16 protein-coding genes are annotated in these 12,330 nt (G+C 59.7%); 9 read left to right on the top strand and 7 right to left on the bottom strand.

Features of this window, described 5'->3' with window-relative positions; all coding sequences use genetic code 11:
* Positions 1–73: 73 nt before the first annotated feature.
* Positions 74–1,039, top strand: a complete 966-nt coding sequence (locus PSH66_RS08950) for a L,D-transpeptidase family protein (RefSeq protein ID WP_003172706.1) — start codon at positions 74–76, stop codon at positions 1,037–1,039.
* A gap of 182 nt (positions 1,040–1,221) precedes the next feature.
* On the opposite strand, the gene oprI is transcribed toward PSH66_RS08950, so the two are convergent.
* Complete coding sequence (oprI, locus tag PSH66_RS08955; protein WP_003172710.1) at positions 1,222–1,473, bottom strand: outer membrane lipoprotei OprI; 252 nt, start codon at positions 1,471–1,473, stop codon at positions 1,222–1,224.
* Between the two features lie 611 nt (positions 1,474–2,084).
* Between oprI and PSH66_RS08960 the strand changes: the two genes are divergently transcribed.
* Positions 2,085–2,366: a GNAT family N-acetyltransferase gene (locus PSH66_RS08960; RefSeq protein ID WP_042944380.1), complete on the top strand. Its 282-nt coding sequence runs from the start codon at positions 2,085–2,087 to the stop codon at positions 2,364–2,366.
* A gap of 72 nt (positions 2,367–2,438) precedes the next feature.
* On the opposite strand, the gene PSH66_RS08965 is transcribed toward PSH66_RS08960, so the two are convergent.
* Both PSH66_RS08965 and PSH66_RS08970 read right to left on the bottom strand, forming a co-directional pair.
* Positions 2,439–3,515, bottom strand: a complete 1,077-nt coding sequence (locus PSH66_RS08965) for a 3-deoxy-7-phosphoheptulonate synthase (RefSeq protein WP_141063753.1) — start codon at positions 3,513–3,515, stop codon at positions 2,439–2,441.
* Between the two features lie 131 nt (positions 3,516–3,646).
* Positions 3,647–4,081 carry a PilZ domain-containing protein gene (locus PSH66_RS08970; RefSeq protein ID WP_078823758.1) on the bottom strand — a complete coding sequence of 145 codons (435 nt, stop codon included), beginning with the start codon at positions 4,079–4,081 and terminating at the stop codon, positions 3,647–3,649.
* Here PSH66_RS08970 and PSH66_RS08975 point away from each other — a divergent pair.
* From PSH66_RS08975 to cysB, 5 genes are all read left to right on the top strand, one after another.
* The gene (locus PSH66_RS08975) at positions 4,080–4,466 is read left to right on the top strand and encodes a hypothetical protein (protein WP_003172715.1); all 387 of its coding nucleotides are present in this window, start codon (positions 4,080–4,082) and stop codon (positions 4,464–4,466) included. The genes PSH66_RS08970 and PSH66_RS08975 overlap by 2 nt on opposite strands.
* Positions 4,463–5,416 (top strand): putative 2-dehydropantoate 2-reductase, encoded by a 954-nt coding sequence (locus tag PSH66_RS08980; protein ID WP_305428849.1) that lies wholly within the window; start codon positions 4,463–4,465, stop codon positions 5,414–5,416. The genes PSH66_RS08975 and PSH66_RS08980 overlap by 4 nt, the downstream gene beginning before the upstream one ends.
* A 15-nt stretch (positions 5,417–5,431) precedes the next feature.
* A complete protein-coding gene (locus PSH66_RS08985; RefSeq protein WP_003172717.1) occupies positions 5,432–6,349 on the top strand; it encodes a 5'-nucleotidase in 918 nt (305 codons plus the stop codon).
* Positions 6,350–6,402: 53 nt separating this feature from the next.
* A complete protein-coding gene (locus tag PSH66_RS08990) occupies positions 6,403–6,903 on the top strand; it encodes a universal stress protein (protein ID WP_003172718.1) in 501 nt (166 codons plus the stop codon).
* Positions 6,904–7,006: 103 nt separating this feature from the next.
* A complete protein-coding gene (gene cysB / locus PSH66_RS08995; RefSeq protein WP_003172719.1) occupies positions 7,007–7,981 on the top strand; it encodes an HTH-type transcriptional regulator CysB in 975 nt (324 codons plus the stop codon).
* Between the two features lie 5 nt (positions 7,982–7,986).
* On the opposite strand, the gene PSH66_RS09000 is transcribed toward cysB, so the two are convergent.
* Both PSH66_RS09000 and PSH66_RS09005 read right to left on the bottom strand, forming a co-directional pair.
* Positions 7,987–8,469 carry a transcription elongation factor GreAB gene (locus PSH66_RS09000; RefSeq protein WP_305428851.1) on the bottom strand — a complete coding sequence of 161 codons (483 nt, stop codon included), beginning with the start codon at positions 8,467–8,469 and terminating at the stop codon, positions 7,987–7,989.
* Positions 8,470–8,481: 12 nt separating this feature from the next.
* On the bottom strand, positions 8,482–8,856 hold the full coding sequence (locus PSH66_RS09005) for a hypothetical protein (protein WP_305428853.1): 375 nt from the start codon (positions 8,854–8,856) through the stop codon (positions 8,482–8,484).
* A gap of 132 nt (positions 8,857–8,988) precedes the next feature.
* Between PSH66_RS09005 and earP the strand changes: the two genes are divergently transcribed.
* Positions 8,989–10,122, top strand: coding sequence for an elongation factor P maturation arginine rhamnosyltransferase EarP (gene earP, locus PSH66_RS09010; RefSeq protein ID WP_003172722.1), 1,134 nt, complete (start codon positions 8,989–8,991; stop codon positions 10,120–10,122).
* A gap of 49 nt (positions 10,123–10,171) precedes the next feature.
* The gene (locus tag PSH66_RS09015; protein ID WP_003172723.1) at positions 10,172–10,744 is read left to right on the top strand and encodes an elongation factor P; all 573 of its coding nucleotides are present in this window, start codon (positions 10,172–10,174) and stop codon (positions 10,742–10,744) included.
* 65 nt (positions 10,745–10,809) lie between these two features.
* On the opposite strand, the gene PSH66_RS09020 is transcribed toward PSH66_RS09015, so the two are convergent.
* Both PSH66_RS09020 and PSH66_RS09025 read right to left on the bottom strand, forming a co-directional pair.
* Entirely contained in the window at positions 10,810–11,826 is a 1,017-nt protein-coding gene (locus PSH66_RS09020; protein WP_305428855.1) for an alpha/beta hydrolase, read from the bottom strand.
* A gap of 27 nt (positions 11,827–11,853) precedes the next feature.
* The gene (locus PSH66_RS09025; protein WP_003172725.1) at positions 11,854–12,273 is read right to left on the bottom strand and encodes an organic hydroperoxide resistance protein; all 420 of its coding nucleotides are present in this window, start codon (positions 12,271–12,273) and stop codon (positions 11,854–11,856) included.
* Positions 12,274–12,330 lie beyond the last annotated feature (57 nt).

The following is a 12,330-nucleotide window of genomic DNA, read 5'->3' on the forward strand; positions in this document are numbered from 1 at the left end:
CTTGCGGTTAGAGGCTCGCTTCACGTATACAATCGATTTTTACCTACCCGTCGTTCTGCGAAGGATTTTCCGGATGTTGTCGCGCCTTTCCGTCGTCACCTGCTGCCTGTCTCTCGCTGCACTCTGTGCGTCCGGTTCTGCGTCCGCGTTGCAGTTGCCTTTGCCACCACCCGGTGAGGACATCGTCGGCCAGGTCCAGGTGATCAAGGCCAAGTACGAAGACACCTTCGCCGACCTGGGCACTACCTACGACCTGGGCTATTCGGAGATGGTTGCGGCCAACCCCGGTGTCGATGCCTGGTTGCCGGGGGCGGGCACCGAGATCGTATTGCCGACGCGCTTCATCCTGCCACCGGGGCCTCGTGAAGGCATCGTGATCAACCTGGCGGAGTACCGGCTCTATTACTTCCCCAAGGGCCAGAACGTGGTCTACACCTTCCCGCTGGGGATTGGTCGCGAGGGCTGGGGCTCGCCGATTGCCCATACCAGCATCATCGCCAAGACACCGAACCCGACCTGGACGCCACCGGCTTCCATCAAGGCCGAACACGCCGCCAATGGTGACCCGTTGCCCAACGTGGTACCGGCCGGCCCGGACAACCCCCTGGGCCCGTTCAAGTTCACCCTGGGCACACCGGGTTACCTGATCCACGGTTCCAACATGAAGTTCGGCATCGGCACGCGCACCAGTCATGGTTGCTTCCGCATGTTCAACAACAACGTGCTGGAGATGGCCGGCATGGTGCCGGTGGGCACTTCGGTGCGCATCATCAATGATGCCTACAAGTTCGGCAGCAGCGGCGGCAAGGTCTATCTCGAAGCCCATACGCCGTTGAACGACGATGGCACGCCGTCGGTGGTCGACAAGCACACGGCGGTGATCAACGCGTTGCTCAAGCGTGAAGACCTGGCCAATAACCTGCGAGTCAACTGGGATCAGGTGCGTGATGTGGTGGCGGCGGAAGAGGGCTTGCCCACCGAAATCGGCGTGCCCGGCGCTGCGCCGATAGCCTCCAGCGCGCCGATTGATCTGCAGTAATAAACCCGAGCAAACCCTGTGAGAGGAGGCTTGCTCCCGATAGCGGCCGGTCGTTACCTGATGTGCTGACGGTTAACCCGTTATGGGGAACAAGTCGAGACGCCGCAACGTTCCTCTCGCATTCAGGCAATAAAAAAGCCGACCCATAAATGGATCGGCTTGATAACAACCCCGAGGGGTTATTACTTGCGGCTAGCTTTTTCAAGCATGCGCAGAGCGCGCTCGTTAGCTTCGTCAGCAGTCTGTTGTGCTTTTTGAGCAGCAGCCAGAGCTTCATCAGCTTTACGGTAGGCTTCGTCTGCACGGGCCTGGGAGCGAGCTGCTGCGTCTTCAGTTGCAGTCAGACGAGCTTCGGTTTCTTTGGAGACGCTGCTGCAACCGGTAGCCAGAACTGCGGCCAGAGCCAGAGCAGAGAATTTCAGAACGTTGTTCATCGTGTTCCCCTTCAAGGACTTTCTATTAAATGGCTACTTTCTCAGAGTGAGCTAATAGCCGGCGTACATACTACCCATTACTTGTAGTAAGTAAACTGACGTAGCGCAAGAAGCAAAAAAAATTCTCGCGGCGAATCTGTTTTGGCTAACCTTTTGGGGATTTGTATAAAAAGCGTCCAATTTTTTTCGATCGGGCGCAAATGAGACCCAGGCTGAAAGGGCCGGCCCGCATGTGCCAAGCCTTGCAGATAGATGAAAATTTATATATTCATCTCGACACTTGCGTTGCGTTGACTGTGGCCTTGCCGGGCATCTTTTACGCATGTAGAGGTGACTTTAAGAGCGCCTGTTCGTCTCAAGGTTCAACAGCCGGCAATGTTCAGGCTTTCGATCCGCGACGGGTCGAGGTCTTTTCTATATCCACCCGTGGCAGGGGATGACGAGTGCGCCTTGAGCAATCGCAGGATTGGTGCCTACTATTCCCTACGTGCAGGTGTGAGCGCTCAAGGTTTTCTCGTTGTCGAAACCGGCACGGGGTGGCGTAGATGTTCCTTCGCCGGAAAAACATCGGTAAGGTAGGGGTCAGAAACCAAGACCCGCAAGGAGTAGTGATGAGCGAGGCGTTGTCCATCCACCATGACCAGGCTGGTCATCAGTTCGAGACCAATGTGGACGGTCATCGTGCCTATCTGACCTATATGGACCTTGGGAAGCAGACCCTGGATATCTATCGGACCTTTGTGCCTAACGCACTGCGGGGCCGTGGCATTGCGGCGGCGCTGACCGAAGCGGCCTTGAAGTTTGCCGAAGAGGCTGGCTACACGGTGATTCCGTCCTGCTCCTATGTCGAGCGCTACATGGAGCGCCACCAGCGCCATGCCGCGAAGCTGTAAGGCATAAAACAGCCGTGTAAAAAAACGCCGGGCTCAGCCCGGCGTTTTTGTGGTGCGCTGTTGCGCTCCGATTCAAGTGCGTTTGCGTTTGGGCAATACGTCCTTGAGCTTGGCGTGCATGCTGCGCAGGGTGTTCTCGGTAGCGGACCAATCGATGCAGGCATCGGTGATCGACACGCCGTACTGCAAGTCGGCCAGATCTTTTGGAATGGCCTGGCAACCCCAGTTCAGGTGGCTTTCGACCATCAGGCCGATGATCGACTGGTTACCTTCCAGAATCTGGTTGGCGACGTTTTCCATCACCAGCGGTTGCAGGGCCGGGTCCTTGTTGGAGTTGGCGTGGCTGCAATCGACCATGATGTTCGGCTTGATTTTGGCCTTGTTCAGCGCCTGTTCGCACAGGGCAACGCTGACCGAGTCATAGTTGGGCTTGCCGTTGCCGCCGCGCAGCACCACGTGACCATAGGCATTACCTTTGGTGGTGACGATGGAGACGCCGCCTTCCTGGTTGATTCCCAGGAAACGGTGAGGGCTGGACACCGATTGCAGCGCGTTGATCGCAACCGTCAGGCCGCCGTCGGTGCCGTTCTTGAAGCCCACGGCCGAAGACAGGCCGGACGCCATTTCGCGGTGGGTCTGGGATTCGGTGGTGCGTGCGCCGATGGCCGACCAGCTGATCAGGTCCTGCAGGTACTGCGGGGAGATCGGGTCCAGCGCTTCGGTGGCGGTGGGCAGGCCCATTTCGGCCAGGTCCAGCAGCAGCTTGCGGCCGATGTGCAAGCCGTCCTGGATCTTGAACGAGTCGTCCAGGTACGGGTCGTTGATCAAACCTTTCCAGCCCACGGTGGTACGCGGCTTCTCGAAATAGACGCGCATGACCAGGTACAAGGTGTCGGACACTTCAGCCGCCAGCACCTTGAGGCGCTCAGCGTATTCGTGGGCGGCCTTGAGGTCGTGGATCGAGCAGGGGCCGATCACTACAAAGAGGCGGTGGTCGGTGCCGTCGAGAATATCACGGATGACTTCGCGGCCCTTGGTGACGGTCTGCAATGCAGCCTCGCTCAAAGGTATTTCGCGCTTGAGCTGATCGGGCGTGATCAGTGTCTCGTTGGATTCGACGTTTAGGTCATTGATCGGTAAATCAGCCATCGTGTTACTCGTCAGGGTCACGGGTGCCGGCCGCCAGCCATCCCCGTGCGGCGGAGCACAGCATGATTTGGATGCAGGGGGGAGGAACCTTAGCGCGTAACACGGGCCCGCGACAATGGGCAAAGCCCGCTTTAATCCCGCGCTGGCTGCACAAACGCCTCATGGGAGAACTCACCGGCATGGCGCGCCACCCACTCGCGGGCCAGGGCTTCGAGTTGCGCAGGGGTGGGGTCGACCTCTTCGTGCTGGCGGCAGTAGCGCTCTATCCTGCATGCTTGCTCACCCATGCGCGCCCCGAACAGGGCATGCTCATCGGTAAACGAAACCGCGACGCGATAGCCGTCTTCCACCTTGCGACACCATGCCACGTAGCCCGGATAACGTGCGTTGGCACCCAGCGAGGGAATGTGCAGATCAACAGCGGTGCCTTGGCGCCAGGCACGCGGGCAATTGCAGGCGACGCCGCCCAGGCCGATAGTGTGCAGGCGTTGGCGGGGAATGGCGGGGGAAGGACGTTGGATCAACAGCGCGGCGACATCATCAGGGTGAGGTAAAAAACGACCCATGTACACGGACTCCGAGCACCGTCCAGTCGACGGCGGTGGCAGCAGTATAGTGAAGGAACTGGAATTGACCGATCTGGATATTGACCAGCAATTGCTGGGATTGCCAGGGATTTCGCTGGTGGTGTTCGCAAGCGAAGGGTGTTCCAGTTGCCGTTGGGCACGCCAGCAATTGCCGGGTTGGCGTTTGCCGGTGGACCGTGTGTGCTGGGTGGATGCCGGGCACAACGGTGGCGCGGTCGAACGCTACCAAATCTTTCATTTGCCCGCGTTGTTCGTGGTGTGCGAGGGTCAGTTCCTCGGGCAATTACAGACACGTCTTACACTTTCTGACCTGACCAGCGCGGTGAATCACGCGCTGACCCGCACTCCTGAGGACTTGCCATGACCGTTCCATCGCCACGTATTGGGATTATCGGCACCGGCGCCATTGGTGGTTTCTACGGTGTGATGCTGGCACGTGCCGGGTTCGACGTGCACTTCCTGTTGCGCAGCGAGTATGCGGCGGTCAGCCAGCATGGTCTGCGTGTCAACAGCAACGTGCATGGCCAGTTGCACTTGCAGCCGGTACAGGCGTATGCGAGCGCTGCCGATATGCCGCCCTGCGACTGGCTGCTGGTGGGCACCAAGTCCACGGGGAACGTGGAGCTGGCGCCGACACTTGCCCAGGTCGCCGCGCCGGATGCCAAGGTGGTGTTGCTGCAGAACGGCCTGGACGTTGAAGACAGCCTGCGTGGGCACCTGCCGACGTCACTGCATCTGCTGGGCGGGCTGTGCTATATCGGTGTGCACCGATCGAGCCCCGGTGTTGTCGAGCATCAGGCGCTGGGTCGAGTCAACCTGGGCTACCACAGCGGTTCGGCGGCCAACGACGAACACCTTCAAACATCCATCGTCGAGGCCGGTGCCGCGTTGTTTCACCAGGCCGGCATCGAATCCCAGGCCATGGCCAATGTGCATCAGGCGCGCTGGCACAAGCTGGTGTGGAACGTGCCCTTCAATGGCCTCTCTGTCTTGCTGGGCAGCGGCACCACAGCGTTGATGGCGGACGAATCCAGCCGCGAACTGATCCAGGCGCTGATGGCCGAAGTGGTGCAGGGCGCCCGCGCCTGCGGCCATGAGATTCCCGCCAGTTACGCTGGGCAGATGTTCACCATGACCGAATCCATGGACGACTACCTGCCGAGCATGTACCACGACCACGTGCACAAACGCCCGTTGGAGCTGGCGGCGATCTACGCGCGTCCGCTGGCCGCTGCCAAGGCCGCCGGTTGCGAGTTGCCGCGGATGCGGGCGCTGTACCAGGCCTTGAGCTTTATTGATCGGCACAACCGCTGAGTCGGGGGACACATCATGGCAAAGGGATTGGGCGACAAACTGGTACTGGCGATTTCATCGCGAGCGCTGTTCGACCTCAGCGACAGCCACAAGGTCTATCTGGCCCAAGGGGTTGAGGCTTATCGCAAATACCAGATCGAACACGAGGAAGAAATCCTTGAGCCTGGGGATGCCTTTCCGTTGGCCAAAAAGCTGCTGAGCCTTAACGCCAGCCTGGGCCGGGCGCGTGTCGAGGTGGTGTTGGTGTCACGCAATAGCGCAGACACGGGCCTGCGCGTGTTCAACTCGATCCAGCATTACGGCCTGGACATTTCCCGCGCCGCTTTCGTAGGCGGGCGTAGTCCTTATCCTTATTTAGCCGCGTTTGGCTGCCACCTGTTTCTGTCGACCCATGCCGAGGATGTGCGCAGCGCCCTCGATGCCGGCTTTGCCGCCGCGACGATATTGTCGGGCGGTGCGCGGCGGGCCTGCAGCGAGGAACTGCGGATTGCCTTCGACGGCGACGCGGTACTGTTCTCCGATGAGTCGGAACGCGTGTACCAGGCCGGTGGCCTGGAGGCGTTCCAGGCGAGCGAACGCGAATCGGCGCGTCAGCCATTGCACGGCGGGCCGTTCAAAGGCTTCCTGGCGGCGCTCAATTTATTGCAGCGCGAGTTTCCTGATGAGGCCTGTCCGATCCGTACCGCGCTGGTCACGGCGCGGTCGGCGCCGTCCCATGAACGGGTGATTCGCACCTTGCGCGAGTGGGATATCCGCCTGGATGAATCGTTGTTTCTCGGGGGGTTGGAAAAATCCGCGTTCCTTGAAGCTTTTGCCGCCGATGTGTTTTTCGACGACCAGGCCGGTCATTGCGAGAAGGCCAGGGAAGTGGTGGCCACCGGACATGTCCCCCACGGCATCAGTAACGAGGTGCGGATTCAGGCCGAGCCTTAAGGGCGCTGCTAAGCTCATTCAATCTCCTCCAGCCTGGCAGTCCAGGAGGTTTTATGATTCGCTCGATGCTGTATGCCACGGACCTCGGTCCGTACGCGCCTTATGTGATGCAGCATGCATTGGCGCTGGCGCGAACGTTCAAGGCGGATCTGTATGTCATTCATGTGGTCGAGCCCATCGGGCTGTTCGCCGAATCGGTGTTGCAGAGCTACCTTGATGAGAAAGCCCTGAGTGAGTGGCAAGCCCAGGGGGTGACGGCGGTGATGGCTACCATCGAACAGCGTGTGCTGGACAGTTTTCGCGAGGAGTTGGGCGATGGGGAGCAGGATCTGCAGTTGATCCGGTCGGTCAGGGTGATTCAGGGGGACCCGTGCGAGGTGATCCTCGACCAGTTGCGCAAGCTGTCCGTCGATCTGTTGATCGTAGGCAGTCACAGCCACGCAACCGCGGCCGCTACGCCGCTGGGACGCACCGCTGCACGGGTGCTGCAGCTGTCCAGTGTGCCGGTTTACCTGGTGCCGTCGCTACAACGTCGACGCAGTGATGACGTGTGAATGGCAGAAAGGATAAAAAGTTCTAGATTTATCCGTCTGACCTTTAATATAGTTATATACCGTCGCTGATACCCGTGGCGTCTATCTGCTTTGAGGGATACATATGAAGCTCCAACAACTGCGCTACATCTGGGAGGTGGCGCACCACGATCTCAACGTTTCCGCTACCGCTCAAAGCCTGTACACCTCGCAACCCGGTATCAGCAAGCAGATCCGCCTGCTCGAAGACGAGCTGGGTGTCGAAGTGTTCGCCCGCAGCGGCAAGCACCTGACCCGCGTGACCCCGGCCGGTGAGCGCATCATCACCACCGCCGGCGAGATCCTGCGTAAGGTCGAAAGCATCAAGCAGATCGCCCAGGAGTTCTCCAACGAGAAAAAGGGCACCCTGTCGATCGCAACCACGCACACCCAGGCGCGTTACGCATTGCCCCCGGTGATCCGTGACTTCATCAAGCAATACCCGGATGTGGCCCTGCACATGCACCAGGGTTCGCCGATGCAGATTGCCGAAATGGCGGCTGACGGCACCGTCGATTTCGCCATCGCCACCGAAGCCCTCGAGCTGTTCGGCGACCTGGTGATGATGCCGTGCTACCGCTGGAACCGTTGCGTGGTGGTGCCTCAGGGTCACCCGTTGGCCAAGCTGCCGAAGCTGACCCTGGAAGCCCTGGCTGAATACCCGATCGTCACCTATGTGTTCGGTTTTACCGGCCGTTCCAAGCTCGACGAAGCCTTCAGTCATCGCGGCCTCACGCCGAAAGTGGTGTTTACCGCCGCCGACGCCGACGTGATCAAGACCTATGTGCGCCTGGGCCTGGGCGTGGGGATCGTCGCCAAGATGGCGGTCGATACTCAGCTCGACAAAGACCTGGTGGTGCTCGATGCCAGTGAGCTGTTCGAGTCCAGCGTGACCAAGATCGGCTTCCGTCGTGGCACATTCCTGCGTGGCTTCATGTGCGATTTCATCGAGAAGTTCGCGCCGCACCTGACCCGCGAAGTCATGGCCAAGGCGATCCAGTGCCACAACAAGCAGGAACTGGAAGAGTTGTTTGACGGCGTTGAACTGCCGATCCACTGAATGGCTCAGCGGGCCTCGGTGACCGTGAAGTGTTGCCGGGCGCCCGCCACCAGAATCTCTACCTCATCATCGATGCACTTGCCCAGCAGGCTCTTGCCCAAGGGTGAGCGCGGGGTGATGACCGTCACCGGTTGCCCGACCACGTCCACCTTCAAACCCGCCGCGTCCGGTGCCAGGAACAGCCACTGCTGGCGACCGTTTTCGTCTTCCAGGCCCATGAGCGTGCCGATTTCTATCCCGCGCCGCTCATCGTAGGCGCGCAGTTGCAGGCTCTGACACAGCGCCAACGCCTGCTTGATCTCCTCGACCCGCTTGGCCTGGCCGGCCGCCAGGTAGGAAGCCTCCAGCCCCAGAGTGTCGTATTTGTTTTCGGCGATGTTCTCTTCGTGGGTCGCGGTTTCGTAAGCGGTCTGCGCGGCGCGCTGGGCGATGCAGAGGTCGGCGGTGAGCTTTTCCAGAATCAACTGGTGAACGGCGTGTTTATTCATGGCTGTGCTTGATCATTCGCAGAATTGCAGGACATTTGCCCGGCTCTTTTCATTCGGCGCGTTCTGGTCCTGTTGCAGCCAGAACTGGCATTTTGGGTTGGACAAGTTACGTGCGTTGTTGCGCGCCTGGTCGAGGGTTTGCTGCTGTTCCTGTTTTTGCAGATTCTGTTGGTATTGCTCGAACATGCGGTTGGGCGGCTCCGGCGCCGGTGACGTCGCGGCCGGCTTGCCTAGCTGTTGCACGGCTTGCGCCACGGGGGCCAGGCTCTGCGGGAACAGGTAGCGCGAGGCCAGCCAGGCGGTCAACGCAATGGCGATAAACCCCAGCCACAAGCCAAAAGCCACAGCGGCACTGAGCTTGAACAGCGACAACGGACGTTCGGACATGATGGCCTCCTGGCAGGCATTGACGGTGTGGCGACGATTGTCGCACAGCCAGAGGGCAGAATAATCGCGATCAAGCCTTCTGCATCCGCGCATTTATGCGGACAATCGAGCCTTTGAGTGTTGGAGCCCGGAATGAAAGCCCGCTGGGATATTTTTTGCAGCGTCGTCGACAACTACGGCGACATCGGCGTGACCTGGCGCCTGGCCCGTCAGTTGGTGGCGGAGCAAGGATGCGAGGTGCGTTTGTGGGTCGATGATCTGCGTGCCTTCGAACGCATGTGCCCCGAGATTGATGTGCAGGTGACGCAGCAGTGGCAGGCGGGCGTCGACGTGCGTCATTGGCCCGCCGAGTGGGCCGGTGCGCCGCCTGCGGATGTGGTGATTGCAGCGTTTGCCTGCCAGTTGCCGCCTGGCTATATGGACACCATGGCCGAACGCGAGCGTGCGCCGCTGTGGATGAACCTGGATTACCTCAGTGCCGAAGACTGGGTAGTGGGCTGTCATCGGCTGCCATCGGTAAAGTACAAGGGCGTGCAGAAGTACTTCTTTTTCCCTGGTTTTCGTCCTGGGACGGGCGGCCTGTTGCGTGAAGCGGGATTACTGGAGCAGCGTCAGGCTTTTCAACAGGATGCGGTTGCGCAGCGGCAATTCCTGCAAAGCCTCGGGGTATTTCGGGCAGATGGCGCGCGATTATTTTCCCTGTTTGCCTACGAAAACGCCGGGCTCGCCAGTTGGCTGGATGTATTAGCGACGGACGGGCGTGCCACTCATCTGTTGGTGCCGGAAGGGCGCATCCTCGGTGACGTTCAGCGTTGGCTCGGTGCAGAGGGGCTGACAGCGGGGGATGTGCACCGACGTGACGCCCTGACCGTGCAGGTGCTGCCATTCGTGCGTCAGGAGCAGTACGACCATCTGCTGTGGTGTTGCGACTTCAATGCCGTGCGCGGTGAGGACTCGTTCGTGCGTGCCCAATGGGCCGGGCGGCCATTGTTGTGGCATATCTATCGCCAGGACGAAGACATCCATCTGGACAAGCTCGACGCTTTTCTGGCGCTGTACACCGCGGCTTTGTCGCCGGCGGCCAAGGCTGCGCTGGTAGCGCTCTGGCAAGCCTGGAACACCGAGGATGATATGGCGCAGCCATGGAAAATGCTGCTGGAGCACTGGCCGGAAGTGAGTCTGCACGCCCAAACCTGGTGTCTGGAACAGGGCTTGCAGGCCGATCTTGCGACGGCGCTGGTACAGTTTTATGAAAGTTGGATATGATACGCCACCTTGAATTTTGTAAATCCCATCCAAATTTCGGATATATGCAATGAAAACTGGTAAAGAACTGAAACCCGGTACAGTGATCCGTCTTGAAAACGACCCTTGGCTGGTTCAGAAAGCTGAGTTCACCAAGTCTGGTCGTAACAGCGCAATCATGAAGACCAAGCTGAAGAACCTGCTGACCGGTTACAAGACCGAGATCGTCTACAGCGCCGACGACAAACTGGACGATGTGATCCTCGACCGCAAAGAAGCGACCCTGTCCTTCATCAGCGGCGACACTTACACGTTCATGGACACCACTGACTACACCATGTACGAACTGAACGCTGAAGACATCGAAGCCGTTCTGCCGTTCATCGAAGAAGGCATGGAAGATGTCTGCGAAGCTATTTTCTTCGAAGAGCGCCTGGTTTCCGTAGAACTGCCGACCACTATCGTGCGTAAGGTTGCCTACACCGAAGGTTCCGCTCGCGGTGACACTTCGGGCAAAGTGATGAAGCCAGCCAAGCTGAGCAACGGTACCGAGCTGCAAGTGGCCGATTTCATCGAAATCGACGACCTGATCGAGATCGACACCCGCGAAGGCGGTTCGTACAAAGGTCGCGCCAAGAAGTAATTCTGGCCCTGCCGTACGAAGCAAAAAACCCGACCATGAGTCGGGTTTTTTTATGAGCGCAGGTTTTACTTCAGGTGTTGCTTGAGCTCATCCGACGCTTGCAGCATTGCCGAACGCACCGCCGGCACCTGGCTGACCACGTTGAGCAAACCGTAGTCGTGGATCATGCCGTTGTAGCGCACCGCGGTCACTGGCACACCGGCGGCATCCAGCTGGCGGGCATAGGCTTCACCCTCATCACGCAGCACATCGGCACCGGCGGTCTGCACCAGCGCGGGCGGCAGGCCCTTGAGTTGTTCAGTGGTGGCCCGCAGCGGCGAGGCGTAGATCTCGGCGCGTTGCTTGGCATCGGTGGTGTAGTTGTCCCAGAACCACTTCATCATGTTCCTGGTGAGGAAGTGCCCTTCGGCGTATTGGTTGTAGGACCCCGTGTCGAAGTTGGCGTCGGTCACCGGCCATAACAGCAGTTGGAACTTGATTGCCGGTGTGCCTTTGTCCTTGGCCATCAAACTGACCACGGCCGCCATGTTGCCGCCGACGCTGTTGCCCGCGACCGCCAGGCGCTTGCCATCAACGTTGATCTCTTTGCCATGCTCGGCCACCCATTTGGTTGCGCCGTAGGCCTGGTTGATCGCCACCGGGTAGTGCGCTTCAGGGGACGGTGTGTAATTGACGAACACCGCCACCGCCCCTGAACCCGCCACCAGATCTCGTACCAGACGCTCATGCGTAGGGTAATCCCCAAGCACCCAGCCGCCGCCGTGGAAGAACATGAACACTGGCAATGTGCCCTTGACCCCGGCCGGACGCACGATCGTCAGGTGCAGCGGCTTGCCATCGACCTGGATGGTCTTCTGGCTCACATCGGCCTTGGGCAGCGTCAGCTTCACACCGGCCTGGGCGCCAGTCAGCACCGCACGGGCGTCTGTAGGCGTCAACTGTTCAATCGGCTTGCCCGTGCCAGCGTTCAGCGCATCCAGGAACGCCTGGGTGTTGTGTTCAACATCGCCGCTGGCGGCGAAGGCATGAGTGACGGACAGGGCGAGCAGGGTACCGGTGAGCGCTTTGGCAAAGGTGTTCATGATCTTCTCCTGGGCTGGCAGAGTTGGTTAGACGGCTACGTGCAGGCGCACATCGACGTTGCCACGGGTGGCGTTGGAGTACGGGCACACTTGGTGAGCGGCGTCGACCAGGCTTTGCGCCTCATCCTGGGCCAGGCCTGGCAGGCTGATGTGCAGGTCGATATCCAGGCCGAAACCGCCGGGGATCTGGCCGATGCCAACGTGGGCAGTGATCGAGGCGTCGTCCGGGATTTTGCGTTTGGTCTGGCTGGCGACGAATTTCAGTGCGCCGATGAAGCAGGCCGAGTAACCGGCGGCGAACAATTGTTCCGGGTTGGTGGCCTGGCCGCCGGCGCCGCCCAGTTCTTTCGGCGTGGAAAGTTTGACGTCGAGGATGTTATCGCTGGAAACAGCACGACCATCACGGCCGCCGGTGGCGGTGGCTACTGCGGTATAGAGCGTTTGCATAGGGTTTTCCTTTTGGGTTGTTTGCGCTAAATGTTTGCGCGCTAAGTAGTTGGTGAG

This window comes from Pseudomonas sp. FP597, from assembly GCF_030687435.1.
Lineage (GTDB): Bacteria > Pseudomonadota > Gammaproteobacteria > Pseudomonadales > Pseudomonadaceae > Aquipseudomonas > Aquipseudomonas lactucae.

Excerpts from the sequence above, each read along its gene's own strand:
- PSH66_RS08950 (WP_003172706.1), top strand. The coding sequence starts at position 74 with ATGTTGTCGCGCCTTTCCGTCGTCACCTGCTGCCTGTCTCTCGCTGCA.
- oprI (WP_003172710.1), bottom strand. The coding sequence starts at position 1,473 with ATGAACAACGTTCTGAAATTCTCTGCTCTGGCTCTGGCCGCAGTTCTG.
- PSH66_RS08960 (WP_042944380.1), top strand. The coding sequence starts at position 2,085 with ATGAGCGAGGCGTTGTCCATCCACCATGACCAGGCTGGTCATCAGTTC.
- PSH66_RS08965 (WP_141063753.1), bottom strand. The coding sequence starts at position 3,515 with ATGGCTGATTTACCGATCAATGACCTAAACGTCGAATCCAACGAGACA.
- PSH66_RS08975 (WP_003172715.1), top strand. The coding sequence starts at position 4,080 with ATGTACACGGACTCCGAGCACCGTCCAGTCGACGGCGGTGGCAGCAGT.
- PSH66_RS08970 (WP_078823758.1), bottom strand. The coding sequence starts at position 4,081 with ATGGGTCGTTTTTTACCTCACCCTGATGATGTCGCCGCGCTGTTGATC.
- PSH66_RS08980 (WP_305428849.1), top strand. The coding sequence starts at position 4,463 with ATGACCGTTCCATCGCCACGTATTGGGATTATCGGCACCGGCGCCATT.
- PSH66_RS08985 (WP_003172717.1), top strand. The coding sequence starts at position 5,432 with ATGGCAAAGGGATTGGGCGACAAACTGGTACTGGCGATTTCATCGCGA.
- PSH66_RS08990 (WP_003172718.1), top strand. The coding sequence starts at position 6,403 with ATGATTCGCTCGATGCTGTATGCCACGGACCTCGGTCCGTACGCGCCT.
- cysB (WP_003172719.1), top strand. The coding sequence starts at position 7,007 with ATGAAGCTCCAACAACTGCGCTACATCTGGGAGGTGGCGCACCACGAT.
- PSH66_RS09000 (WP_305428851.1), bottom strand. The coding sequence starts at position 8,469 with ATGAATAAACACGCCGTTCACCAGTTGATTCTGGAAAAGCTCACCGCC.
- PSH66_RS09005 (WP_305428853.1), bottom strand. The coding sequence starts at position 8,856 with ATGTCCGAACGTCCGTTGTCGCTGTTCAAGCTCAGTGCCGCTGTGGCT.
- earP (WP_003172722.1), top strand. The coding sequence starts at position 8,989 with ATGAAAGCCCGCTGGGATATTTTTTGCAGCGTCGTCGACAACTACGGC.
- PSH66_RS09015 (WP_003172723.1), top strand. The coding sequence starts at position 10,172 with ATGAAAACTGGTAAAGAACTGAAACCCGGTACAGTGATCCGTCTTGAA.
- PSH66_RS09020 (WP_305428855.1), bottom strand. The coding sequence starts at position 11,826 with ATGAACACCTTTGCCAAAGCGCTCACCGGTACCCTGCTCGCCCTGTCC.
- PSH66_RS09025 (WP_003172725.1), bottom strand. The coding sequence starts at position 12,273 with ATGCAAACGCTCTATACCGCAGTAGCCACCGCCACCGGCGGCCGTGAT.